This window comes from Kitasatospora aureofaciens, assembly GCF_001188955.3.
Lineage (GTDB): Bacteria > Actinomycetota > Actinomycetes > Streptomycetales > Streptomycetaceae > Kitasatospora > Kitasatospora aureofaciens.
The window spans coordinates 1-24,933 of the sequence record NZ_JPRF03000033.1 but is presented as its reverse complement, the minus strand read 5'-3'; the positions used below and the strand labels follow the sequence as shown (position 1 = coordinate 24,933).

Here is a 24,933-nt window from a genome sequence, read left to right as displayed (position 1 = left end):
CGCCGTGAAGCCGGTCGACCCCCGACTCCTCGGGTACGCCCGCACCACCCGTCCCTTCCTCGCCGGATCCGTGATCCTCGGCGGGGCGGGCGCGGCCCTGGTCGTCGCCCAGGCGAGCCTGATCGCCGAGATCGTGGTCCGCGCCTTCCAGCGCGGCGCCGGCCTCGGCGAACTGACCACCCCACTGGCGCTGCTGGCCCTTACCGCCGTCGGCCGCGGGATGGTCGGCTGGCTCACCGAACTCACCGCGCACCGGTCCGTCGCCCGGGTGAAGTCCACCCTGCGCCGCCGGCTGCTCGACCACGCTACCGCGCTCGGCCCGTCCTACCTGGCGGGCCGGCGCACCGGCGAACTCACCACCCTCGCCACCCGGGGCATCGACGCCCTGGACGACTACTTCGCCCGCTACCTGCCGCAGCTCGCCCTGGCCGTGGTCGTCCCGGTGATCGTGCTGCTGCGGATCGTCGGCGCCGACCTCACCTCGGCCGCGGTCATCGCCGGGACGCTGCCGCTGATCCCGCTGTTCATGGTGCTGATCGGGATGGCCACCCGGTCCCGGATGGACCGGCAGTGGAACACCCTGGCCCGGCTCTCCCACCACTTCCTCGACGTGGTCGCGGGCCTGCCCACCCTCAAGGTCTTCAACCGGGCCCGCAGCCAGGCCGCCACCATCGCCCGGATCACCGCCGACTACCGCCGGGCCACCCTGCGCACCCTGCGGATCGCCTTCATCTCCTCCTTCGCGCTGGAGCTGCTCTCCACCGTGTCCGTCGCGCTGGTCGCGGTCACCATCGGCTTCCGGCTGGTGGACGGCTCGCTCGACCTGGAGACCGGGCTGCTGATCCTGATCCTCGCCCCCGAGGTGTACTTCCCGATCCGCCAGGTCGGCGCGCTCTACCACTCCAGCGTCGAGGGGCTCACGGCCGCCGACGAGATCTTCCGGGTACTGGAGACGCCCCTGCCGGCCGCCGGAACGGTGCCGGCCCCAGACCTCACCGGCGCCGTGATCACCGCCGAGGGCCTGACCGTACGGCACCCCGGCCGCGCCCTGCCCGCGCTGGACGGCGCCGCGCTGACCCTGCACCCGGGCTCCAGCACCGCCCTCACCGGCCCCAGCGGCGCCGGCAAGTCCACCCTGCTGGCCGTCCTGCTCGGCCTCACCGCCCCCGAGTCCGGCACCGTCCGGATCACCGCCGCCGACGGGCGCACCCACGACCTGGCCGAGCTGGAACCCGGCAGCTGGCGGCGCCAGATCGCCTGGGTGCCCCAGCACCCGCACCTGTTCGCCGGAACGGTCGCCGACAACCTGCGGCTCTACCGGCCCGGGGCCCCGGACGAGCAGCTGTGGACGGCGCTGCGGGCCGCCCACGCGCTCGACTTCGTCACAGACCTGGACGCCGAGCTGGGGGAGGACGGCGCCGGACTCTCCGCCGGACAGCGCCAGCGCCTCGCGCTCGCCCGGGCCCTGCTCGCCGACGACCGGCCGCTGGTGCTGCTCGACGAACCCACCGCCAACCTGGACGGCGCCTCCGAGGCCGCCGTCGTGGACGCCGTCCGCACCCTCGCCGAGGACCCGGCGCGCACGGTGCTGGTGGTCGCCCACCGGCCCGCCCTGCTGGCCGTCGCGGACCAGCGGGTCCACCTGGCCGGGCCCGCCGCCGTCGAGGCCCCGGCGAGCGGGCGAGTCACTGCCGTCTCCCCCCTGGCCCACAGCGGGAGGCCGACCCCCGCCCCGGCCGCGCCCGAGGAGCCCGAGGCCGAGCCCGCCGCCCCCCGGATGGCCCTGTCCGTCCTGCTCGGCGCGCTCGCCCTCGGCAGTGCCGTCGCCCTGACGGCCACCTCCGGCTACCTCATCTCCCGGGCCTCCCAGATGCCTCCGGTGCTCTACCTGATGATGGCCGTCACCTCCGTACGGGCCTTCGGCATCGGCCGCAGCGTGTTCCGCTACGCCGAACGGCTGGTCTCCCACGACGCCGTGCTGCGCACCCTCGGCACCCTGCGGGCCGCCGTCCACCGCCGGCTGACCGCGCTCGCCCCGGCCGGACTGCCCGCCTTCCGGCGCGGTGACCTGCTCTCCCGGCTGGTCGCCGACGTCGACGCGATCCAGGACCACCACCTGCGCTGGCGGCTGCCCGCCGCCGTCGCCGCGGTGGTCTCGCTGGCCTCGACGGTCGCGATGGGCGCCTTCCTGCCCGCCGCCGGACTGGTGCTCGGCCTCGGACTGCTGCTGGCCGGGGCGCTGGTACCCGCACTGGCCGCCCGCTGGTCGGCCGGCGCCGAGCGCCGCCAGGCCCCCGCCCGCGGGCAGCTGGCCACCTCGGTGGTGGACGCCTTCACCGGCACCGCCGAGCTCACCGTGGCCGGGGCGCTGCCCCGCCGGCTGGCCGCCGTCCGCACCGCCGACGCCGCGCTGACCGGGCTCGCCGCCCGCTCGGCCGCCACCACCGCGCTCGGCACCGGCCTGATCGCGCTGCTCACCGGGCTGACGGTGGTGGGCGCGGCGGCCGTCGGCATCCAGGGGGTGCGCGGCGGTTCGCTCGCGCCGGTCTGCCTGGCCGTCGTGGTGCTGACCCCGCTGGCCGCCTTCGAGGCCGTCACCGGGATGCCGCTCGCCGTCCGGGCCCGCCAGCGCAGTCGCGCCGCCCGGGCCCGGCTGGACGAGGTGCTCCGGGCCCCGGAGCCCGTCACGGACACCGCCGAGCCGCTCGCGCTGCCCGAGCAGCCGCTGCCCGTCGCGGTGCGCGGGCTGACCGTACGGCACCCCGGGCAGAGCGAGGACGCGCTGGCCGGCCTCGACCTCGACCTCGCGCCCGGCCGCCGGATCGCCGTGGTCGGCCCCTCCGGCTCCGGCAAGACCACGCTCGCCCAGGCGCTGCTGCGCTTCCTGGAGCCCGTTGCCGGATCGGTCACCTTCGCCGCCGGTCGTCCACAGGCTGTGGACAGCCGCGCGCTCGCGGGCGAGGACGTCCGCCGGGTGATCGGCCTCTGCGCCCAGGACGCCCACGTCTTCGACAGCTCGCTGCGGGAGAACCTGCGGCTCGCCCGACCGGGCGCCGACGAGGACGAGCTGCGCGCCGCGCTCGCCGCCGCCCGGCTGCTGGACTGGACGGACACCCTGCCGGAGGGCCTGGACACCATGGTCGGCGAGCACGGCGCCCGCCTCTCCGGCGGCCAGCGCCAGCGCCTCGCCCTCGCCCGGGCGCTGCTCGCCGACTTCCCCGTCCTGGTCCTGGACGAGCCCGCCGAGCACCTCGACCTGCCCACCGCCGACGCGCTCACCGCCGACCTGCTGACCGCGACCGCGGGCCGTACCACCGTGCTGATCACCCACCGGCTGGCCGGGCTGGACGACGGCACCGTGGACGAGGTGCTGGTGCTGGACGGCGGGCGGGTCGCCGAGCGCGGCCGCTGGTCGGAGCTGGTGGCCGAACCGGACGGCCGGCTGCACGCGATGTGGCGGCGGGAGCGGGAGGCGGACGGCCTGCTGGAACCGGTGGGCGCGTGACGCTGCGCCGCCCTTCTGCTGAAAACCGTACAAACTAGGCTTTCTGCATGGACCCCATGCCGGACCTCCCCGAGGCCGCCCCCGAGCCGACACCCCACCGGGTGCCCGAGATCGCCTCGCTCGGGCTGGACACCCTCGTCACCGAGGTCGCGGAACGCCTGCAGTCCGCCGCGGCGGTCACCGACCGGATGCAGCGGCTGCTGGAGGCGGTGGTGTCCATCGGCGCCGGGCTCGACCTGCACGCCACCCTGCACCGCATCGCCACCGGCGCGGCCGAACTCGTCGACGCCCGGTACGCGGCCCTCGGCGTGATCGCCCCCGGCGGGGACGGCCTGGCCGACTTCATCCACGTCGGCATCGACGACGCGACCGCCGCCGAGATCGGCGAACTGCCCGCCGGCCGCGGCATCCTCGGCGCGCTCATCGACCGCCCCGAACCGCTGCGGCTGACCGAACTCGGCGCCGACCCGCGCTCCTCCGGATTCCCGTCGCACCACCCGCAGATGAGGACCTTCCTGGGCGTGCCGATCCGGGTCCGCGAGGAGGTCTTCGGCAACCTCTACCTCACCGAGAAGAAGGGCGGCGGCGCCTTCACCCCCGAGGACGAGCAGGTGGTGCACGCGCTCGCCGCGGCCGCCGGTGTGGCCATCGAGAACTCCCGGCTGTACGAGGAGGGGCGCCGCCGAGAACGCTGGATCGCCGGCGCCGCCGCCGTCACCACCGCCCTGCTCGCCGCCGAGCAGGCCGAGGGCGCGCTGACCGTCGCGGCGGAGCAGGTACGGGAGTTGGCGGACGCCGCGCTCGGGATGATCCTGCTGCCCACCGCCCCGGTCGGCGAGGGGGACTGCCAGATGCGGGTCGCCCACGCCTCCGGGGAGGCCGCCGAGTTCGTCCGCGGCGAGCTGCTGCCCAAGGACAGCTTCGCCGCCCGGCTGCTGGAGGGGGACAGCGTCTACCTGGACGACATGTCCGGCGACCCCACCGTGGTGATGCGGCTCGCCCGCAGCTTCGGCCCGTCCATGGCCGTGCCGATGGTCGCCCGCGGGCGGGTGCTCGGCGGCCTCTGCGTCTGGCGCCCGCGCGGCGCGCTGCCGTTCACCGACTCCGAAAAGCAGCTCGCCGGGACCTTCGCCTCGCAGGCCGCCCTCGCCCTGCGGCTCGCCGAGGGCCAGCGCGACCAGCAGCGCCTGGCCGTCTTCCAGGACCGCGACCGGATCGCCCGCGACCTCCACGACCTGGTGATCCAACGGCTGTTCGCCACCGGGATGATGCTGGAGAGCGCGGCCCGCCGGGCCGTCGTCCCCGAGGTGAAGGCCGGCATCGGCAACGCGGTGGACGAACTGGACGCCACCATCCAGGAGGTCCGCACCACCATCTACGCCCTCCAGCACGACAACCACGGCGACGCCCCCGACACCCTGCGCACCCGGGTCCTGCGCGAGGCCAGCCAGGCCGCGGCGGCGCTCGGCTTCAAGCCCTCGGTGAGCTTCGTCGGGCCGGTGGAGAGCCTGGTCGGCGAGAACACCGGGCGCCAACTCCTCGCCGCCCTGAGGGAGATGCTCTCCAACACGGCCCGGCACGCCAGGGCCTCCCGGGTCGGCGTGGAGATCGACGCCACCGTCCACCTGGGCGACAAGGGCCGGCCCGTCGGCGGCGACCCGGAGTCCCTGGACCGGGGCGGAAGGCCCGGCGTGCTGCTCAGCGTCACCGACGACGGGGTCGGCATCCCGCAGGGCGGCCGGCGCAGCGGACTGCTCAACCTGACCCGGCGGGCGGAGGCGCTCGGCGGGGCAGCCTGGCACGAGAGTGGTCCGTACCGGAAGGGGACCGTGGTGCGCTGGACCGCGCGGCTGTGAGCGGGCCCGGCCGCAGGCGGTCCCGCACCGACGGGTGAAAGCCGAACGAGGGAGGACGTCCCCCTAGAGCAGCCGGAGGAGCTCCTCCACCACCGCCGCGACGCCGTCGTCCTCGTTGCTCACCGTGTGCTGCGCCACCGACGCCAGCACCTGGGGGTGGGCGTTGGCGACGGCGTACGAGGTGCCCGCCCAGGCCAGCATCTCCAGGTCGTTCGGCATGTCACCGAAGGCCACCACCTCGCTGCGGTCGATCCCGTGCTCGGCGCACCAACGGGCCAGCGTGCTGGCCTTGGTGACGCCGGGCGCGCTGATCTCCAGCAGCGAGATCGGCGAGGAGCGGGTGATCTCGGCCAGGTGCCCGGCCGCCGTCCTGGCCTCGGTGAGGAAGGTGTCCGGGTCGAGGTCCGGGTGCTTGGCGAGCAGCTTGAACAGGCCGCGCACCGGTCCGCCGTCCGCCAGCAGCCGCTCGGCCGGGCCGACCGCCCGGACCTCCGCGTCGCCCCACATCAGCACCTCGTACTCGGGCTCGCGGGCCCAGCCGTCCGCGTACTCGAAGGCGAACGTGGTGCCGGGCAGCTCGGCCCGCAGCGCCTCCACCACGGCCAGCGAGGTCTCGGCCGGCATCGGGAAGCACTCGATCAGCTCGCCGCCGCGCCGCACGTCCACGATCGCGCCGCCGTTGGAGCAGATCGCCACCCCGTGGCCGCCGATGTGCGGGCTCAGCTGCTGCATCCAGCGCGGCGGCCGCCCGGTCACGAACACCACCTGCACCCCGGCCGCCTGGGCCGCCGCCAGGGCCGCGGCGGTGCGGTCGCTGACGGTACCGCCGGAGCACAGCAGGGTGCCGTCCAGGTCGGTGGCGATGAGGCGGGGGGCGGTGCGGGCTTCGGTCACCGGTCCATCTTCGCCCATCGCCGCCGCGCGGCTGAACACCCGTGCGGCGCCCCGGTCGGGGCAGCAGTGATGACCGTACGGACGGGTTCCGGCCCTTCGCGCGCCGTTTCCGGCCGATCCGTCCCCGTCCGGGGTGTCGCTGCGGGCCCGGCGGGCAGGACTCCTCCCGGTCACCCCGTCGGCAGGAAGAGCCATGCCCACTCGCCAGTGCCGTGACGAGCCGCCCCCGACCCTCCCGTCCCCGGATCCCCGGGTCCCGGATCCCCGGGCCATGGACGCCCCGATCTCACCGACCGTCTCCCGGGAGCCGGTCCTGCTCGGCGAGGTCCTCTTCCACACCCTCGCCGAGCTCGCCCGCCGCACCCCGGACCCGGTCCCCGCCCTCCCTGCCCAGCGCACCCGCCCGCACCCGTGACGCCCGGCCCGGCCGGGCTCAGCCCAGCTGGGCGAGACCCTCGGTGGCGATCTGCTCGAAGACGGCGAGGTCGTTCTCGAAGATCGAGTCCGGCACCGGCCAGTGGATCACCAGCTCGGTGATCCCCAGCTCCCGGTACGTCCCGGCCCAGTCCACGAAGGCGTCCACCGACTGCAGCGGCTTCTCCGCCGTCGAGCCCTGGAGCAGCACCTTCTCCAGCGTCGCCACGTCCCGGCCCTTCGCCTCGCAGGCCGCCGTCAGCTTCGCGATCTGCTGGGCGATCACCGCGGGCGCCTGCTCCACCGGCACGTCCGCGGGCCCCTTCGGGTCCCCGTACGTCACCCAGCCCTGCCCGTACTCCGCCGCCAGCCTCAGCCCGCGCGGCCCGGTCGCGGCCACGTAGAACGGCACCCGCGGGGTCTGCACGCAGCCGGGGACGTTCCGCGCCTCGACCGCCGAGTAGTACGTGCCCTCGCGCGTGGTCGCGTCACTGCGCAGCAGCTCGTCCAGCAGCGGCAGGAACTCCCCGAACCGGTCCGCCCGCTCCTTCGGCGACCACGCCTGCTGCCCCGTCGCCGTCGCGTCGAAGCCCGTCCCGCCGGCCCCGATGCCCAGCGTGACCCGCCCGCCGGACACGTCGTCCAGCGTGATCAGCTCCTTCGCCAGCGTCACCGGGTGCCGGAAGTTCGGCGAGGTCACCAGCGTCCCCAGCCTGATCCGCTCGGTGGCGCAGGCGGCGGCGGTGAGGGTCGGCACGGACCCGAACCACGGCTCGTCCCGGAAGCTGCGCCAGGACAGGTGGTCGTACGTGTACGCGGCGTGGAAGCCGAGGTCCTCGGCCCGCCGCCAGATCTTCTGCCCCTCGCCCCACCGGTGGATGGGAAGGATCACGGTGCTCAGTCGCATGCCCCCGACCATAACCGGACGGACCGGTTCAGCGGGCCTTCGGCGAGGGGCGGGCCGGGTGCCGTCCGGGGCGGGGACGTCGGCGGGAGGCGCTAATCTGTCCGCCGCACCTTTATCTGATCATGCGTTAAACGGGGGTTCTTTCGTCATGTCTGTTTCCAGGAGGCTGCTCGCCACCGCCCTGGTCGCCACCGCCGCCTTCGGCCTCGCCGCCTGCGGCCCGGACGACTCCTCCGGCCAGGGCGCCGGCACCGCCGGTGCGACCGCCGCCCCGGCCACCGCGCCGGCCACCGGGGCTCCCGCCAGCGGGGCCCCGGCCTCCGGCACCGCCAAGCCCGCGCCGAGCGGCAAGCCCACCGACGGCGCCCCGGAGGGCTTCTGCACCAGCGACCCGCTGCCCGCCGGGCAGAAGTGGGTCATCGTGCAGAAGGGCACCAGCGCGACGGCCCTGGTCTACAAGGAGTCCAAGGACGCCTGCGGTGTCGACGACGTCGCCCACGAGCCGACGGGCGCCGACAAGACCGCGCAGTTCTCGCCCACCGTCAAGGGCCACCTCAGGTCGGTCGTCGCCGCGCCGAAGGACGTCAACGCGGCCGACCTGGCGAAGCACATCAACGAGTGCATCGCCACGCCGGGGAACCAGAAGGGCTTCTACCCCTGCTCGAACGGCGACTACAAGATCGCCGTCGACGCCTCCGGCAAGGTCACCGAGATGTGGGAGCGTCCGAGCTCCTGACCCGGGACGTGACGTGACGCCGGGCCCGGCAGCCCCTAAGGGGGAGCGGGCCCGGCGTCATACCGGGGCACTAGAGGACCTCCTCATTCCAGCTCATGCCCCTTGCGGCGCACGGCCGTTACGTTGAGGGCGTGTCCACTGCTGTCATCAAGACCGAGGGCCTCACCAAGAGGTTCGCCCGGGTCACCGCGCTCGACCAGCTGACCGTCGAGGTGCAGCCCGGGGTCGTCGGACTGGTCGGGGCCAACGGGGCGGGCAAGTCCACCCTGATCAAGATCCTGCTCGGGCTCGCCCCGGCGACCTCCGGCCGCGGCGAGGTGCTCGGCCTGGACATCGCCACCCGGGGCTCGGAGATCCGTGAGTGGGTCGGCTACATGCCGGAGCACGACTGCCTGCCGCCGGACGTCTCGGCGACCGAGTTCGTGGTGCACATGGCCCGGATGGCGGGGCTGCCCGCCACCGCCGCCCGCGAGCGCACCGCGGACACCCTGCGGCACGTCGGCCTGTACGAGGAGCGGTACCGCCCGATGGGCGGCTACTCGACCGGCATGAAGCAGCGGGTCAAGCTCGCCCAGGCATTGGTGCACGACCCGAAACTGGTGCTGCTGGACGAGCCGACCAACGGCCTCGACCCGGCCGGCCGGGACGAGATGCTGGGGCTGATCCGCCGGGTCCACTCCGACTTCGGGATCTCGGTGCTGGTCACCACCCACCTGCTCGGCGAGCTGGAACGCACCTGCGACCACCTGGTGGTGATCGACGGCGGCAAGCTGCTGCGCTCCTCCTCCACCGCCTCCTTCACCGAGGCGACGGCCGTCCTCGCGGTCGAGGTCACCGATCACCCGGAGGACCTGATCGCCGAACCGGGCGCCGAGGTGCGGGACCGGCTCGCCGCGGCCGGGCTGGACGTCCAGCCGGAGGGCTCGCACCTGCTGCTGGTCCGGTTGGCCGACGAGGACACCTACGACACCATCCGCGACACGGTCGCCGAACTCGGCCTCGGCCTGGTCCGGTTGGAGCAGCGCCGGCACCGGGTCGCCGAACTCTTCACCGCCCACGACGACGCGAGCACCAGGGGAGGTACGGACGATGACGCAGCCTCCTGACGCCAGGGCCGCCGACACCGGCGTCATCCACGACATCGGCTACCGCGGCTACACCGGGCCCCGGCTGGGCCGCGCCCACGCCACCCGCTCGCTCTTCGTCCAGAGCCTGCGCGCCGCGTACGGCCTCGGCCGCTCCGGCAGGTCCAAGGTGCTGCCGATGCTGCTGCTGGGCGTGGTCACCGTCCCGGCGGTGATCTACGTCGCGGTCGCGGTGTACATGAAGCGGGACGAGCTGCCGGTCGAGTACGCCGGCTACCTCTCCGACCTCGGCCTGGTGGTGTCGATCTTCCTCGCCTCCCAGGCGCCGGTGCTGCTCTCCCGGGACCTCCGCCACCACACCGTCCCGCTCTACTTCTCCCGCCCGATCACCCGCGCCGACTACGTCCGGGCGAAGTTCGCGGCCATGGCCTGCGCCCAACTCCTGCTGATGGCAGTGCCCCTGCTGGTCCTGTACACCGGGGCGCTGCTCGCCGGGATGGACTTCGGGCACAACACCGGCCAGTTCCTCGACGGCCTGGCGGCGGCCGTGCTGTACGCCCTGGTGCCGACCTCGGTGGCCCTGGTGATCGCCGCGGCCACCCCGCGCCGGGGCTTCGGGGTGGCCGCCATCATGGGCTACCTGGTGGTGAGTTCGACCGTCGCGGCGGTCGTCGTGGACATGCGCGGCCCGAGCCCGGGCGGCTCGGACGCCGCCCAGTGGACGGCCCTGATCTCACCGAACGGCCTGGTGGAGTCGCTGGTCAACGAGGTGTTCGACCTCGGTTCCGGCTTCGACCGCCGGCACGCCCCGGGCGCGTTCGGCGCGGCGGTGTTCGCCCTGGTCGCGGTGGCGATGGTGGCGGGCTCGTACCGGCTCCTGCTGCGCCGCTACAGCCGCGTCTGATCCACCGCAGTTTTCCGCGAGACGTCTGAGAGGGCGGCATGGCCACCATCACCATCGACAAGGTCTCCCGCTGGTTCGGGAACGTGGTCGCGGTCAACGACATCACGATGTCGATCGGCCCCGGCGTCACCGGCCTGCTCGGCCCCAACGGCGCGGGCAAGTCCACTCTCATCCACATGATGAGCGGCTTCCTCGCCCCCTCCAGCGGGGCGGTCACCCTGGACGGCGCGCCGATCTGGCGCAACCAGCAGGTGTACCGGCAGATCGGCCTGGTCCCGGAACGGGAGTCCGTGTACGACCACCTGACCGGCTGGGAGTTCGTCCTCGCCAACGCCGAACTGCACGGCCTGCCCCAGCCGGGCGCCGCCGCCCGGCGCGCCCTGGACCTGGTCGAGATGGCGTACGCGAAGGACCGCCGCACCGGGACGTACTCCAAGGGCATGAAGCAGCGGGTCAAGATGGCCTCGGCGCTCGTCCACGACCCGGCCGTGCTGCTGCTGGACGAGCCCTTCAACGGCATGGACCCCCGCCAGCGGCTGCAGCTGATGGAACTGCTGCGCCGCTTCGGAGCGGACGGCCGGACGGTGCTGTTCTCCTCCCACATCCTGGAGGAGGTCGAGCAACTGGCCCGGCACATCGAGGTGGTGGTCGCCGGACGGCACGCCGCCTCGGGCGACTTCCGGCGGATCCGGCGGCTGATGACCGACCGCCCGCACCGCTACCTGGTCCGCTCCAGCGACGACCGACGGCTCGCCGCCGCGCTGATCGCCGACGGATCGACCACCGGCATCGAGGTGGACGAGCGGGAGCGGGCGCTGCGGATCGAGGCAGTGAACTTCCAGGGCTTCACCACCCTGCTGCCCCGGGTCGCCCGGGAGGCCGGCATCCGGCTGTACACCGTGTCCCCGGCGGACGAGTCGCTGGAGAGCGTCTTCTCGTACCTGGTCTCCGCGTGACGACCGGCCCGACCCCCACCGAAACCCGGACCCAGGAAGGGGCCGACCGACCATGAACCCGACCGTCGCCAGGCTGACCCTGCGCGGCCTGCTCGGCCGCCGCCGCGGCGCCCTGCTGCTGGTGGCGCCCGCCCTGCTGCTGATCGTCTCGGCGATCGCCGGCCGGTCGAACGGCGACGCACACGGCCTGACCGTCAAGATCCTCGGTCAGCTGGACCTCGGCACCCTCACCCCGATCCTCGGGCTGGTGATCGGCACCGGTGTGATCGCCACCGAGATCGACGACGGGTCGATCGTCTACCTGCTCGCCAAGCCGCTGCCGCGCTGGAAGATCGTCACCACCAAGCTGGCCGTCGCGATCGGCACCACCTGGGTGTTCGCCGCCGTTCCGACCCTGCTCGCCGGACTGCTGCTGTACGGCACCCGGGACGGCGTGGCCCTCGGATACACCGTGGCCGTGCTGGTCGCCGGGGCCGCGTACAGCGCGCTGTTCCTGCTGCTCGGCGTGGTCACCCGGCACGCGGTGGTGGCCGGGCTGGCGTACGCGCTGGTCTGGGAATCGCTGATCGGCAACTTCGTCCAGGGCGCCCGGACGCTGAGCGTCCAGCAGTGGGGCCGGGCGGTCGCCGAGGCGGTGGCCGGGGACGCGGCGGTCGGCGCCGACGTCTCGCTCGGGGCGGCCGTCCCGCTGCTGCTGGTGGTCACCGTCGGGGCGAGCGTGCTGGCCTCGGTGAAGCTCGCCGGGCTGACCCTCGCGGCCGAGGAGTAACCGCGCTGACCCTCGCGGCCGAGGAGCAACGGCCTCAGAGGGTTCGGTTGCGCCCCGCGCCGAGGCCCGCCGCGCCGACCACCGCGACCAGCACCAGCATCAGCACCAGGGTGGCCTCCCAGCCGCCGGTCAGCTGGTGCAGCGCACCGGCGCCGACCGGGCCGGCCGCGGCGACCAGGTAGCCGATCGCCTGGGACATCCCGCCCAGCTGGGCGGCACCGGCCGCGGTGCCGGTGCGCAGCACGATGAACGCCAGGCCTAGGCCCAGCGAACCGCCCTGGGCCACCCCGAGGATGGCCGCCGACACCCAGGCGCCGGAGACCGGGGCTACCAGCAGCAGGGCGATGCCGAGCCCGTTCAGGGCGGCCATCGTGACGGCCAGCGCGCGCTGGCTGGTCATCCGGCCGGCCAGCAGCGGCACCAGGAAGGCGCCGGCCACCTGCACCAGGTTGGAGAAGGCGAAGACCAGGCCGGCCTGGCCGCGGTCCATGCCGTGGTCGGCCAGGATGGTGGGCATCCAGGCGACCAGGGTGTAGACCAGCAGCGACGAGATGCCCATGAACAGGCTGATCTGCCAGGCCAGCGGGGACTTCCACAGGTTCTCGATCGGCTTGCCGGGCTGGGCGGCCGCGGCGACCGCGGCCTTCTCCTGCCGGGAGCGCAGCACCTGCGGCAGCCAGGCCACCGCGGCGACCAGCGCGAGCAGCGACCAGGCGCCGAGCGAGGCCCGCCAGCCGCCGCCGAGCGCGTGCTCCAGCGGGACGGAGGTGCCGGCGGCGAGGGTCGCGCCGACCAGCATGGTGGTCGAGTAGACGCCGGTCATGGTCGCCGCGCGGTCCGGGAACTCCCGCTTGACCAGGCCCGGCATCGACACGTTCAGCACCGCGATGGCCACGCCGATCACCACGCAGCCCGCGTACAGCGCGAACACGGAGGGCAGCACCCGCAGCAGCACGCCCGCGCCCAGCACCAGCACCGCGCCCAGGACGACGCGCTCGGCGCCGAACCGGCGGGTCAGCCGGGGGGTGAGCGGCGCGCCGACGCCCTGGAACAGCACCGGGACGGTGGTGATCAGCCCGCTCGCGGTGGAGGACAGGCCGAAGGTCCGCTGGATCTCGGCGACCATCGGCGAGACCGCGGCCAGGCAGGCGCGCATGTTCAGCGCGACCAGCAGGATGCCGGCCAGCAGCAGGGCCGGGTGGGCGAGCCGGGTGCGGACGGGGAGCGGGGCAGGGGTGGTGGCAACCGGCTGCGGGGCACGGGTGACGGCCATGGGGGTGCTGTTCTTTCGTGAATCAGGGGAGACGCGGACGACGAGGACGGACGCCGGTCGCGGAACGGACGGAGGCGGGGCTCGCGCCGTCCTACTTCCGGGCCGCGATTTCCGCGAGCAGCTGCTCGACGGCCGCGGTGGGCTCGGCGAGCAGCGCGCGACACGCCGTCTCGGCACGGTCCGGGTCGCCGCTCTCGATCGCGTCGACCAGCGCCTCGTGGGTGGCCACGACGGCCTCGGGCATTTCGTGGTCGCCGAAGGCGGCGGTCATCGCCTCGCGCACGGAGGCGCCGAAGTAGCGGTACACCTCGGCCAGCGCCGGGTTGTGCGCGGCCTCGACGACGGCGGTGTGGAACTCCAGGTCGTGCTCGACGGTGGCCTCGCGGCCCGCCCGCTCGGGGTGGGTCGCGAAGATCTCGGCCTCGCGGGCCAGCGCGGCCCGCATCCGCCGGATGTCCTCGGGGGTGTGCCGCAGGGCGGCCAGCCGGGCGCCCTCGGTCTCCAGTGCGGCGCGGACCTCCAGGACGTCCCGGATGCCGGAGCGCTGGACGCCGCGCAGCACCGCCGCCGGGTCGCTGGTGGACCGTACGAAGGTGCCCTCGCCCTGCCGGGAGACCAGCATTCCGGCGTGCACCAGCACCCGGATCGCCTCCCGCACGGTGTTCCGCCCGACCTGCAGGCGCTCGGCGAGTTCGTGCTCGGTGGGGATCTGCGATCCCACCGGCCAGGCTCCGCCGGCGAGTTGCTCGCGCAGCTGGTCGATGGTGGTGTCCACCAGGGATCGCCGCCCGGCCGCCTGCAGGCCGTTGCCGTCGCCGTTCATGCCGGGCCTCCCTTCGTGCACCACTCGTCGGTCATCGGTCATCCTACAACCGGTTTGCCCGGTCATCCTACAACTGCCCCGGGGCCGTGCGTCGTCGGTCGTCGGCCGGGATCAGGCCCGGGGGAAGAGGCGCTCCAGGACCAGGGCGACGCCGTCCTCGTCGTTGCCGGCGGTCACCTCGTCCGCGACGGCGAGCAGCTCCTCGTGGGCGCCGGCCATGGCCACGCCGTGCGCCGCCCAGCCGAACATCGGCACGTCGTTGGGCATGTCACCGAAGGCGATGGTGTCGGCGGAGCGCACGCCCAGGCGGCGGGCGGCGACGGCCAGGCCGGTGGCCTTGGACAGGCCCAGCGGCAGCAGCTCGACCACGCCGGCCCCGGCCATCACCACGCCGACCAGGTCGCCCGCGGCGCGCCGGGCGGCCTCGGCGAGGGAGTCGTCGGTCAGACCGGGGTGCTGGATGTAGAGCTTGGCGACCGGGGAGGCGAGCAGTTCGCCGCGCCCGACCCGGACGACCGGGAGGTCGGAGCCGATCAGCAGCTCGTAGCCGGGGCCGGCCAGCACCTGCCCGTCCAGGCCGTCCTGGTTGGAGGCGACGGCCAGCGGGCCGGTCTCGGCCTCGATCTTCTCGATCGCGAGGGCGGCGAGCCGGCGGTCCAGGGTGAGCGAGGTGAGCAGCCTGTGCGCGCCCGCGTCGTAGACCTGGGCGCCCTGGCCGCAGACCGCTATCCCGGTGTAGCCGATCTCGTCGAAGACCGGGCGGGCCCAGACGGCCGAGCGCCCGGTCACGATGATGTGCAGCGCGCCCGCGCCGGTGGCCGCGGCCAGGGCGGCACGGGTGCGCTCGGAGACGGTCTCCGCGCTGGTCAGCAGCGTTCCGTCGAGGTCGGTGGCGACCAGCCGGTAGGGCAGGTCGCCACCGATCGGGTGTGCGGTCGACGTCACTTGACCGGCTCTAGGACGGTCCGCCCGCCGAGGTAGGGCCGCAGCGCCTCGGGCACGACGACCGAGCCGTCGGCCTGCTGGTGGTTCTCGAGGATCGCCACGATGGTGCGCGGGACGGCGACCAGGGTGCCGTTCAGGGTGGCGAGCGGGCGGGTCTTGCCCTCCTCGCGCATCCGGATCGACAGGCGGCGGGCCTGGTACTCGGTGGTGTTGGAGGTCGAGGTGACCTCGCGGTACTTGCCCTGGGTGGGGATCCAGGCCTCGATGTCGAACTTGCGCGCGGCCGAGGAGCCGAGGTCACCGGAGGCGACGTCGATCACCCGGTAGGGCAGCTCCAGGGCGTTGAGGAAGTCCTTCTCCCACTGGAGCAGGCGGCGGTGCTCGTTCTCGGCGTCCTCGGGCGTGGTGAAGACGAACATCTCCACCTTCTCGAACTGGTGGACGCGGATGATGCCGCGGGTGTCCTTGCCGTAGGTGCCGGCCTCGCGGCGGAAGCAGGACGAGTAGCCGGCGTAGCGCAGCGGCAGCTTGTCGGCCTCGATGATCTCGTCCATGTGGTACGCCGCGAGCGGGACCTCGCTGGTGCCGACGAGGTACTTGTCCTCCTCGGGGAGGTGGTACACGTTCTCGGCGGCCTGGCCGAGGAAGCCGGTGCCGTCCATGGCGGCCGGGCGGACCAGGGCCGGGGTGATCATCGGGATGAAGCCGGCCGCGGTGGCCTGGGCGATCGCCATGTTGACCAGGGCGAGCTCCAGCAGCGCGCCGGGACCGGTCAGGTAGTAGGAGCGGGCACCGGCGACCTTGGCGCCGCGCTCGGTGTCGATCGCGCCCAGCAGCTGGCCGAGCTCGACGTGGTCGCGGGGCTCGAAGCCCTCGGCGGCGAAGTCGCGCGGGGTGCCGATCTCCTCCAGGGTGACGAAGTCCTCCTCGCCGCCGACCGGGGCGGCCGGGTCGATGAGGTTCGCCAGGGAGCGGAGCAGGCGGTCCGCCTCCTCCTTGGCCGCGCTCTGCTCGGCGTCCGCGGCCTTGACCTCGGCGGCCAGTTCCTTGGTGCGCTGCAGCAGGGCGGTCTTCTCCTCGCCCTTGGCCTGGGCGACCTGCTTGCCGAGCACCCGCTGCTCGTTGCGCAGTTCGTCGAAGCGGCTGCCCGAGGACCGGCGCCGCTCGTCGGCGGAGAGGAGGGCGTCGACCACGTCGACGTCCTCGCCACGGACGCGCTGCGAGGCGCGCACTCGGTCAGGGTCCTCACGGAGCAGGCGAAGGTCAATCACAGGGCCAAGCGTACCGGGCGGGCGTTCCTCCACCGGTACCGGTTTTCCCCTGGGGATAACTCACCGGATCCTGTGGATAACTCCGGTGGGGAATCCACCGGGCCCGGATCGGGCCCGGGTCCGGGGCGGGTTATCCACAGGCGCGGGGGCGGGGCTGTGGATGGCGGGGGAGGATCGGCCTCCGCTCGACGGAAGCAGGGAATTGAGGTTTCAAACCTCAATCAACCTTCTCGGGTGAGGGAATTGGACCACTCGCACGGGTGATTTGCAGGCAAGCGGGTGACTCTGGTCCGATTAGTCATCTCTGCGACGCAAACCGATGATCCGACCTGTTCTGCGCAATGGCTATACCGGTTTGTCGACTCGTCCCCAGCCCTGTGGATAACTTCAGGCTGTGGACAGCGTGTGGACAGCGGGGAGGCCTGTGGACAGCGGCCCCCGGAGCCGGACGTTCCTGTGGATGACGGTGCGGTCACCCGCCGCACTTGATCAGCCCGGTCGGTAACAGTCGAAAACGGTCGGAAAAGGCCGGAAAGACGGGAGGCGACGCTCAGATGTCCGCGCGTCCGTCGAGCGCCCGGGAGAGCCAGTCCGCCGCTGCCGCGAAATCCTCGTCCGAGGTCCCCGGCCGCCGGTGCTTGGACCCCTGCCGGTCGGCGCGCGGATAGGAGCCGAGGAACCGCACCTGCGGGCAGATCCGCCTGAGGCCCATCATCGCCTCGGCCACCCGCCGCTCCGACAGGTGCCCCTCGCAGTCGATCAGGAAGCAGTAGTTGCCCAGCCCCTCCCCGGTCGGCCGGGACTCGATCCGCATCAGGTTCACCCCGCGCACCGCGAACTCCTGCAGCAGCTCCAGCAGCGCACCCGGGTGGTCGTCCGGCAGCCAGACCACCATCGAGGTCTTGTCCGCCCCGGTCGGCGAGGAGACCCGCCCCGGCCGGCCGACCAGCACGAAGCGGGTGGTCGCGCCGTGGGAGTCCGCGATCTCCTTGACCAGCGGGTCCAGCCCGTAGATCGGCGCCGCGAACTCGCCCGCGAAAGCCCCGTCGTACCGGCCCTCGGCGACCAGCCGGGCGCCGTCCGCGTTCGAGGCGGCCGACTCCCAGGTGGCGTCCGGCAGGTTGGCCGCCAGCCACTTGCGCACCTGCGGCTGGGCCACCGGGTGGCTGGTCACCGTCTTCACCCCGGACAGCTCGGTGCCCGGCCGCACCAGCAGCGCGAAGGTGATCGGCAGCAGCACCTCGCGGTAGATCATCAGCGGCGCGCCGGCGGCCAGTTCGTCGTTGGTCGCGGTGACCGCGCCCTCGACCGAGTTCTCGATCGGCACGAACGCCCCGGCGGCCTCCCCGCCGCGCACCGCGTCCAACGCCAGCGCCACCGAGGACAGCGGCACCAGCTCCCGGGTCGCCGCCTCGGGCAGCGTGTGCAGCGCCGCCTCGGTGAAGGTGCCGGCCGGGCCGAGATAGGTGTAGCGGGTGGCCGACATGACGCCTCCGTTGCGGATGGTGTGGTGCATGGGCGGGGTGGTGCCGAAGCAGTCACCATAACGATTCCGCGCTCCCGGCAGGAAAGCGTTCCGATGGCCGGGACCGCGGTTGCCGATCACCCCTCCAGCAGCTGCTGGCCGAGGTAGCCTCCGGCCGGCACCCCCGGCGGGACGGCGTACAGCCCGCTCGCCTCGTGCCGCAGGAAGCGGGACAGCCCGTCCCCCCGCGAAAGCTTGCGCTGCACCGGGGTGAAGCCCTTGCGCGGGTCGGCCTGGAAGGCGAGGAAGAGCAGCCCGGCGTCCGGAGAGCCGTCCGGCAGCGCCCCGTCGTGGTACGAGAAGCCGCGCCGCAGCATTGCCGCCCCGCCGTTGCCCGCCGGGGCCGCGACCCGGATGTGGGCGTCGGAGGGGATCGCCGGTCCGCCGTCCGGGCCCTGGGCGGAGAGGTCCACCGCGGTGCCCTCGCCCGACCCGGCCGGTGCGCTCAGCGGCGAACCGTCGGACTTGCGCCGCCCGATCACCCGCTCCTGGCGCTCCACCGGCAGCTCCTCCCAGTGGTCCAGCAGCATCCGGATCCGCCGGAACACCAGGTACGAGCCCCCGGCCAGCCAGGCCGGCTGGTCCCCGCCGGCGGTGCAGAACACCTTGGCGGCGAAGCCGTCCTCGCCCGGCCTGGGGTTGTTGGTGCCGTCGATCTGGCCCATCAGGTTGCGCCCGGTCATCGGCCGTGCGGTCGCGCCCGGGGTCCGGGCGAAGCCGGCCGACTGCCAGCGCAGCGCCGCCGTGCCGGTGGCCAGCTTCTGCAGCGTCCGCAGGGCGTGCACCGCCACCAGTGCGTCGTCGGCGCCGATCTGGACGAACAGGTCGCCCCCGCCGCGGGCCGGGTCGAGCGCGTCGCCGGGGAAGGCGGGCAGCGGTTCGAGGGCCGCCGGGCGGCGGTCGGCCAGCCCGGCCCGGTCGAACAGCGCGGCGCCGAAGCCGAGGGTGACGGTGAGCGAGCAGGGCCCGGCGTCCAGCGCGACCTGGTTGTCGAACTCCTGGGTCGGCTCCCCGGCGGTCAGCCGGTCGACGGCCCTGGTCCAGCGCTGCAGCAGGGTGCGCAGCCCGTCCCGGCCGGCGCCGTCGGCCAGGTCGAAGGCGGCCAGCCGGACGCCGGCCTGCTGGGGTTCGAGGATCCCCGCCTGGTGCTCGCCGCGGAACGGCACCCGGCCGGTGCCCAGCGCACCGCCGCCCGCCGCGACGCCGTTCGCCGCTGTGTCGCCGTCCGGGCGGTCGTAGGCGACCGCCCCGGCCACCCCGGCCCCGGCGCCGACCAGCAGTCCGGCGCCGGCCGTGCCGAGCAGCGCCCGGCGGGTGAAGCCCGCCGGGCCCTTCTCCGTGTCGCGCACCGTGTCGTCCACCGAGTCGTCAACCGCATCGTCCACCAAGTCGTCCACCGCGCTCACCCGATCTTGAACTGCTGGGTCGGGGTGGTCTGGTCGATGTCGGAGGAGCGGATCTGCACCGAGACCACCCAGGTGCCGGCCAGCGGCAGCTGCGCGGTGCCGCTCCAGCGGCCGGTGCCCGCCGGGGTGAGCGCGACCGGCAGCGGGCCGAGGTCGCGGTCCGGCAGGGTGAAGGCGAGCTGCACCTCGGGGACGTCCACCGGCTTGCCGTTCGTGCCGTCCAGCGCGAGCTTGACCTCGTTCGGGCCGGTCCCGGCCGGGTCGAGGGTGACGGTCGCGGTGCCCTTGGCGTTCGGCGTCCGGCCCTTGGTGTCGTACGGCAGCTTGAGCTCCACCGTGCGGCCCGGCTGGGTCTGCGGGGCGGCGGGGGCGGTGCTCCCCGCGCCCGCCGTGGTCCCGGCCGCCTTGATCTCGCCCGCCACCCGTCCGGGCGGGGAGTTGGTGAGCATCGTGGTCACCACCAGCACCGCCACCGCGACCAGCGCCTCGACGAGCACCGAGCGGCGCAGCCCGGCCCGGGTCGGGGTCAGCCCGCGCTCGCGCCCCGCGCTCGCCGTGGCCGCCCGCTGACGGTCCAGCTGCGCCTGCCGCACCGGGTCCTCGCTGCGCGCCGCGGCGCCGACCGGCTCGGGCACCTCGGCGCGCTCGACCTCGGCGGCCTCTGCCGGGGCCGAGCGCAGCCGGGCCAGCCAGCTGCGGGAGATCCAGGCGACGCCCAGCATCACGACCACGCAGCCGCTCTTCACCAGCAGCAGCTTCCCGTACTCGGTGCCGGTCAGCGCGCCCCAGCTGCCCAGGCCCCGCCAGGACTGGTAGATCCCGGTGGCGGCCAGTACGGCCACCGAGCCGAAGGCGATCTTGGAGAAGCGGTCCACCACTTCGGCGCCGACGCCCTCGCGCAGCGCGACCAGCAGCGAGGCCAGGCCGCCCAGCCAGAGCGCCATCGCGATCAGGTGCAGGATGCCGAGCGGCAGGGCCAGCCAGACCTGGATGCCCACCGAGGCGTGGTCGGCGCCGACCCAGGTCGCGGAGAGCGCCACCGCCAGCACCAGCCAGGCCACGCCCAGGCCGAGCCGGGCCTCGCGCTGCGGCCGCTCGGCGGCCCGCTGCTCCAGCGCCCGCAGCTCGGCGGCCTCGGCGTCGGCGTCCTCGTCCTCCGCGGGGGCCGCGGCGGCTGGGGTGGCCGGCTTCGGCGGCTGCCCCAGCTGGCCGACCAGCAGCGACAGGAAGATCCCGGCCGCGGCGAGCAGCAGCAGCCGGGCGGCCAGCGCGGTGCCGATCCGCTCGTCCAGGGTGGTGCGCACCAGCGACAGGTCGAGGGCCTGCCCGACGCCCGTGCCGCGCTCGTACGGGCCGCGCAGCATCAGCACCGCGACGGTCGAGGCCAGCAGCGCCGTCCAGCCGGTCATCAGCAGCCGCTGCACCGGCCGCCGGGTGGCGCCGGCCGGCCAGCAGACCAGCACGAAGGCGGCGACCCCGGCGAGCAGCGCGAAGGCCGCGTAGGCGACGGTGCGTCCGGTCCCGTACAGGGCGGCGACCAGGCCGTCCGCCTCGGCGCCCTGCAGCGCGGTGGTGGAAACCGAGGTGTCCGAGGGCGCGCCGATGGAGAAGGTGAAGGCCCCGCCGACGGGGTGCGAGTCCTCCGAGACGGCCCGCCAGGCGACGGTGTAGGTGCCGTTGGCGAGCCCGCTGTTCAGGCCGACCCGGGCGGTGTCGCCCTTGCCGTCGGCGTGCGCCGGGTTGCCGGTGTCCACGGGCTTGCCGGCCGGGTCGAGCACCCGGACGGAGTCGCCGGACAGCGAGACCGTCTCGCTGAAGGTCAGGGTGACCGCCTGCGGAGCGGTGGCGACCACCGAGTTCTGCGCCGGGTCGGTGGAGTCCAGGGTGGCGTGCGCGGAGGCCGGGCCCGCGCCGGCGAGCATCAGTGCGAGCAGCGCACCGAGCATGCCGATGAGCCCGGCAGCGCGGCGGCGCCGGGCGGTCCGGGGGTGGGCGGTCCCTGGACGGGCGGTCCGGGGGTGGGCGGCCTTCTCCATGCTGGGCGGGTCCCCTAACTCTGGCCTGGACGGTAGGTGAGCTCCTTGACCGGCACCTTGACGGAGATGGTGCCGGACTTGGCGAAGGTCAGGTCGAGCTCCAGCTCGTCGCCCAGGGCGGGGGCCTTCTGCCAATCCATGATCATCAGGTGGGTGCCGCCGCGGGCGAGCTGCAGCGCGCCGTGCGCGGGCACGTCCAGGCTGCTCACCTGCTCCATGGTGGACGCGGTCGAGCGGTGGATGGTGACCGACCCGGCGGCCGGGCTGGACACCTTGACCAGCTGGTCCGGCCCGCCGTCGTTGCGCACGGTCAGGTAGCCGGCGCCCATCCCGCCGGCCGGCGGCAGCGGGATGTAGGAGTCGGCCACGCTCAGCTTCGCCGGAGCGGTGTCGGCGGCCGCGGTGCCGTCCTGGCCACCGGTCCCGCAGGCGGCGAGTATCGCCCCGCCGCCGAGGACCGCCGCCAGCACCGCGCCGGCCAGGGCCGAGCGGCGGAACCGGCGGTCGGCCGTCCCTCTCCTGTCGGTGAGCCCGCTGCGCTCACTCATGCCGCCACGCCCTTGGCGAGCAGCGGCAGGTCGTGCTCGTAGGTCTTCTCCTCGGTACCGCTCATGTAGAGCACATGGGCCTTGTCGTCCGAGGGGAGGAAGGCCAGCACCTGTGCGCCGTGGGTCGAGGTGACGGTGCCGTCCGCGTTGACCACCGGGTCCTCGATCATGATGCCGAGCGACCTGGCGGCGGTCTTCACCTTCGACAGGTCACCGGTGAGGCCTATGAAGTCGGTGCCCATCGAGTCCAGCCAGGTGCGCAGCACCTTGGGGGTGTCGCGCTGCGGATCGGTGGAGACGAAGACGACGTTGATCTTCTTGCGGTCCTCCGGGGACAGCGCCTTCATCGCGACGCCGATGTCGCCCATGGTGGTCGGGCAGACGTCCGGGCAGCTGGTGTAGCCGAAGAACAGCAGGGTGGCCTTGCCGTTGGTCTGCTGCCGCAGGTCGTACGGCTGGCCGGAGGTGTCGGTCAGCTGGAGGTCGGGCTTCTCGAAGTTCTTGGCCAGCTTGGTGCCCTGGTACGGGCTGTCGTCCTTCTGCTGGGTGACCTTCGCGGCGGTCGAGCCGCCGCCGGAGGAGCCGCAGGCGGAGAGGGTGAGCGCGGCGGCCAGGGCGAGGGCGGCCGCGCCGGCCAGGCGGGTGGTGCGGGCGGTACGGGTGGTGCGGGGCATGGTGGATCCGATCGGGCGCGGTGGGACCACCGGCGGGGCCGTACCGGTCAACGGGTACGGGCACGGCCCCGCCGGGGCGGGGGTCAGGAGGCGGAGCCGCCGTTCCGGCGGCGCAGGCCGAGCACACCGACGGCGGTGCCGATCACGCCGACCACGATGCCGACCACGCCGAGGGTGCGGGCGGTGCCGTCGCCGGACTTGGCGTCGCCGCTGGAGGCGGCCTGGTCCGAGCTGTCCGCGTGGGCGCCGGCCGCCGGGGAGGCGGAGGCGGTGACGCCGTGGCCGTCACCGGAGGCGGCCTTGGTGAGCTTCAGGGTCGGCGCCGGGTGGGCCGGCTCGGGCTGACCGGCCTGGGCCTCGTCGATCCAGCGGACGACGTCTCCGTTGTCGTAGGTCTGCAGGGCCTTGAAGACCATGCTGTCGGCGTCGGCCGGCAGCGGGCCGAGCGACAGCTTGAACTCCCCGAACTGACCGGGGGCGATCTTGGTGTTCGCGTCGGCGGTCCAGGTGATCTTGGAGACGGCCTCGTTGACGTCGCTCCCGTGCACCTTGATCGGCTTGTCGAGCTTGGACTTCTCGACGGTCGCGGTCCAGCCCGGCATCGGCATGGTGCGGACCGAGGCCAGCGGGTGGTCCAGCGGCAGGCTGACCTCCAGCTTCACCGTGCTCGCCGTGTCGCTCTCGTCCGGCACCTGGAAGTTGACCGTCGCGTAGCCGCCCTGGGCGGCCGAGCCCGGGTTGACGGTGACGTGCGCGAAGGCCGGACCTGCCAGCGCCACCACGGAGGCGGCGGCGGTCAGGGCGACGGCGGCGGTACGGCGGACGGGAAGGGAACGCATGATGGGGGTCTCCGATCGGAGCTCGGCGGCCGGCCGGACCGGGCGACGGGGAACCGTGCCTCGGCGGCGCCGCACGTTGCGGACGTGTGAGGGCAGAGCCGGGGGCCGCCGTCGTCGCCGTGGGCGGACGGGAACGGCCCGGACACCGCGCACCTCACCGGCTCGACCGCCACCGCTCAACGGGTACGGCGGAACACCGGATCAGTACGCGAAGGCCCCGCACGGCGGACCGCGCCGCACCACGCTGTGCCGCAGCACCGCGCTCGCGGGCAGCCGGTCCTCGCCGCCACCCGCACCGAACCGGCGGGCCGGACCGGCCACGCCGAACAGACCGCGCAGCAGCGCGGCCACCAGCACCAGAGCCGACCGCAACGGCGCCGCCCAGTGCTCCCGGGCCGCGGAAGCGGCCACCCGCACCAGCCGCCACAGCGCCGCCTCGCCGCGCCGCAGCCACCAGCCCGCCACCAGCGCGGCGGCCAGGTGCCCGGCCAGCATCGACGGCGTCATCCCCAGCACGCCGCCCTGCCACCCCGGTACGGCGGCGTACGCGTGCGGATCCAGGCCCGCCGAGGAGACCAGCTGCTCCGGGGAGGCGCCGGCGGGCAGGCCGATCAGCGTGCCCGGGCGGGCCTCGTTGCAGATCAGCCGACCGGCCGCCTGCGGCACCGACATCGAGCCGTGGTGCATGCCGGAGCCGCCGAAGCCGTGGAAGAGGCAGTGCAGTCCGAGCTGCCCCGCGCCGAGCGCCCCGGCGATGGCCGCCAGCGAACGCTCCCGCCCGCCGCACGCCACCGCGAGCACCAGTACCGCGGCGAAACCCGTCGCCAACGCGGTCGGCGGCACGTTCCCGCCACCGGCCAGGGCGTGCCCGGCCGCCGCTATCAGCGTGCAGACCAGCGCGAACGGGACCGCCCGGGCAAGCCGCAGGTCCCAGGCGGCACCCACCGGCCGAGCCGGTGCAGGGGTGCCCCGGAACGGGGCGGCGGGGAGGGCAGTCATGGCCGGGACATCATCTCATCGCGTACACCGCCGACACGGGCAGGGTGGGAAATCCCTATGAATGCCCCGTTCGGCAGCGGCGTGCACCCCACCCAGTGCGCCCTTCGGCACAGACCCCGTCGCCAGTCCATCCGCCGAACGGGCGGTAGCCGCCCCCGGGCACGGTTCGCCGCCGATTCGCCCGGAGATACCTAGTTGTATGTGGAGCCGCAGCCAGGAGGGACCTCCCGTGGACATCTGGTGGACTCTGCACCTCAAGCGCGACCCGGCCAGCGTCCCGCTGGCCCGGCGCATCCTGCTCGGTGCCATGGCGACCGCGGGCGTCGACCCGCAGATCGCGGACGACCTCGGCGTCGCCCTCACCGAGGCCTGCGCCAACGCCGTCGAACACGGCGCCACCGGCCGACCCGACGACGGCTTCCAGGTCACCGCCTCGATCATTGACGCGATCGTGGTGAGCGATGTGGAAAAGGCGCCTTGCAGGCGTCAGGTGGGGATCAGGAAGGCGAACGCAAGTGAACCGCTGATGAAGTGCCGTTACTGCATTAAGTGACATCGAAACCGGACG

At 74.0% G+C, this 24,933-nt stretch carries 21 protein-coding genes and 1 pseudogene; 9 read left to right on the top strand and 13 right to left on the bottom strand.

What is annotated here, in order from left to right:
* The first annotated feature begins 4 nt into the window (after positions 1-4).
* On the top strand, positions 5-3,505 hold the full coding sequence (gene cydD, locus HS99_RS22915; RefSeq protein WP_030552773.1) for a thiol reductant ABC exporter subunit CydD: 3,501 nt from the start codon (positions 5-7) through the stop codon (positions 3,503-3,505).
* A gap of 47 nt (positions 3,506-3,552) precedes the next feature.
* Entirely contained in the window at positions 3,553-5,361 is a 1,809-nt protein-coding gene (locus HS99_RS22910; RefSeq protein ID WP_223886021.1) for a sensor histidine kinase, read from the top strand.
* 63 nt (positions 5,362-5,424) lie between these two features.
* Here the strand turns inward: HS99_RS22910 and HS99_RS22905 are convergent, their stop codons facing one another.
* Positions 5,425-6,273, bottom strand: a complete 849-nt coding sequence (locus HS99_RS22905) for an HAD family hydrolase (protein ID WP_030552777.1) — start codon at positions 6,271-6,273, stop codon at positions 5,425-5,427.
* A 253-nt stretch (positions 6,274-6,526) separates the two neighbouring features.
* On the opposite strand from HS99_RS22905, the gene HS99_RS45135 reads away from it, so the two are divergent.
* Entirely contained in the window at positions 6,527-6,670 is a 144-nt protein-coding gene (locus HS99_RS45135) for a hypothetical protein (RefSeq protein WP_157846566.1), read from the top strand.
* A gap of 18 nt (positions 6,671-6,688) precedes the next feature.
* Here HS99_RS45135 and HS99_RS22900 read toward each other — a convergent pair whose 3' ends face one another.
* The gene (locus HS99_RS22900; protein WP_030552779.1) at positions 6,689-7,576 is read right to left on the bottom strand and encodes an LLM class flavin-dependent oxidoreductase; all 888 of its coding nucleotides are present in this window, start codon (positions 7,574-7,576) and stop codon (positions 6,689-6,691) included.
* Positions 7,577-7,724: 148 nt separating this feature from the next.
* On the opposite strand from HS99_RS22900, the gene HS99_RS22895 reads away from it, so the two are divergent.
* The 5 genes from HS99_RS22895 (at position 7,725) to HS99_RS22875 (ending at position 12,026) form a co-directional block, all read left to right on the top strand.
* A complete protein-coding gene (locus tag HS99_RS22895; protein ID WP_030552781.1) occupies positions 7,725-8,312 on the top strand; it encodes a hypothetical protein in 588 nt (195 codons plus the stop codon).
* Between the two features lie 95 nt (positions 8,313-8,407).
* Positions 8,408-9,418 carry an ABC transporter ATP-binding protein gene (locus tag HS99_RS22890; protein WP_046385392.1) on the top strand — a complete coding sequence of 337 codons (1,011 nt, stop codon included), beginning with the start codon at positions 8,408-8,410 and terminating at the stop codon, positions 9,416-9,418.
* Positions 9,402-10,301 (top strand): ABC transporter permease, encoded by a 900-nt coding sequence (locus HS99_RS22885; protein ID WP_030278155.1) that lies wholly within the window; start codon positions 9,402-9,404, stop codon positions 10,299-10,301. The genes HS99_RS22890 and HS99_RS22885 overlap by 17 nt, the downstream gene beginning before the upstream one ends.
* 38 nt (positions 10,302-10,339) lie before the next feature.
* Positions 10,340-11,257 carry an ABC transporter ATP-binding protein gene (locus tag HS99_RS22880; protein ID WP_030278154.1) on the top strand — a complete coding sequence of 306 codons (918 nt, stop codon included), beginning with the start codon at positions 10,340-10,342 and terminating at the stop codon, positions 11,255-11,257.
* A 52-nt stretch (positions 11,258-11,309) separates the two neighbouring features.
* Positions 11,310-12,026 (top strand): ABC transporter permease, encoded by a 717-nt coding sequence (locus tag HS99_RS22875; RefSeq protein ID WP_030278153.1) that lies wholly within the window; start codon positions 11,310-11,312, stop codon positions 12,024-12,026.
* A 34-nt stretch (positions 12,027-12,060) separates the two neighbouring features.
* Here the strand turns inward: HS99_RS22875 and HS99_RS22870 are convergent, their stop codons facing one another.
* The 11 genes from HS99_RS22870 to HS99_RS22820 form a co-directional block, all read right to left on the bottom strand.
* Positions 12,061-13,299, bottom strand: a complete 1,239-nt coding sequence (locus HS99_RS22870) for a CynX/NimT family MFS transporter (RefSeq protein WP_030278152.1) — start codon at positions 13,297-13,299, stop codon at positions 12,061-12,063.
* 91 nt (positions 13,300-13,390) lie between these two features.
* A complete protein-coding gene (locus HS99_RS22865) occupies positions 13,391-14,122 on the bottom strand; it encodes a FadR/GntR family transcriptional regulator (protein ID WP_030552783.1) in 732 nt (243 codons plus the stop codon).
* 111 nt (positions 14,123-14,233) lie between these two features.
* Positions 14,234-15,067 (bottom strand): HAD family hydrolase, encoded by an 834-nt coding sequence (locus HS99_RS22860; RefSeq protein WP_046387236.1) that lies wholly within the window; start codon positions 15,065-15,067, stop codon positions 14,234-14,236.
* The gene (gene serS, locus HS99_RS22855; protein ID WP_072654882.1) at positions 15,064-16,338 is read right to left on the bottom strand and encodes a serine--tRNA ligase; all 1,275 of its coding nucleotides are present in this window, start codon (positions 16,336-16,338) and stop codon (positions 15,064-15,066) included. The genes HS99_RS22860 and serS overlap by 4 nt, the downstream gene beginning before the upstream one ends.
* Before the next feature lie 550 nt (positions 16,339-16,888).
* Positions 16,889-17,824 (bottom strand): prephenate dehydratase, encoded by a 936-nt coding sequence (pheA, locus tag HS99_RS22850; protein ID WP_030278148.1) that lies wholly within the window; start codon positions 17,822-17,824, stop codon positions 16,889-16,891.
* Positions 17,825-17,940: 116 nt separating this feature from the next.
* On the bottom strand, positions 17,941-19,248 hold the full coding sequence (efeB, locus tag HS99_RS22845) for an iron uptake transporter deferrochelatase/peroxidase subunit (RefSeq protein ID WP_370863288.1): 1,308 nt from the start codon (positions 19,246-19,248) through the stop codon (positions 17,941-17,943).
* A 17-nt stretch (positions 19,249-19,265) separates the two neighbouring features.
* A complete protein-coding gene (locus tag HS99_RS22840; protein ID WP_050366663.1) occupies positions 19,266-21,305 on the bottom strand; it encodes a FixH family protein in 2,040 nt (679 codons plus the stop codon).
* Positions 21,306-21,319: 14 nt separating this feature from the next.
* Positions 21,320-21,853, bottom strand: coding sequence for a copper chaperone PCu(A)C (locus HS99_RS22835; protein ID WP_030278145.1), 534 nt, complete (start codon positions 21,851-21,853; stop codon positions 21,320-21,322).
* Positions 21,850-22,527, bottom strand: a complete 678-nt coding sequence (locus tag HS99_RS22830) for an SCO family protein (protein ID WP_030278144.1) — start codon at positions 22,525-22,527, stop codon at positions 21,850-21,852. Before HS99_RS22830 ends, HS99_RS22835 begins: the two co-directional genes overlap by 4 nt.
* 83 nt (positions 22,528-22,610) lie before the next feature.
* A complete protein-coding gene (locus tag HS99_RS22825; RefSeq protein WP_030278143.1) occupies positions 22,611-23,366 on the bottom strand; it encodes a YcnI family copper-binding membrane protein in 756 nt (251 codons plus the stop codon).
* A 201-nt stretch (positions 23,367-23,567) separates the two neighbouring features.
* Entirely contained in the window at positions 23,568-24,365 is a 798-nt protein-coding gene (locus tag HS99_RS22820; protein WP_030552790.1) for a hypothetical protein, read from the bottom strand.
* A 229-nt stretch (positions 24,366-24,594) separates the two neighbouring features.
* Here HS99_RS22820 and HS99_RS46890 point away from each other — a divergent pair.
* Positions 24,595-24,798: pseudogene (locus tag HS99_RS46890) on the top strand (ATP-binding protein); the annotation flags it as partial.
* Between the last annotated feature and the right edge of the window lie 135 nt (positions 24,799-24,933).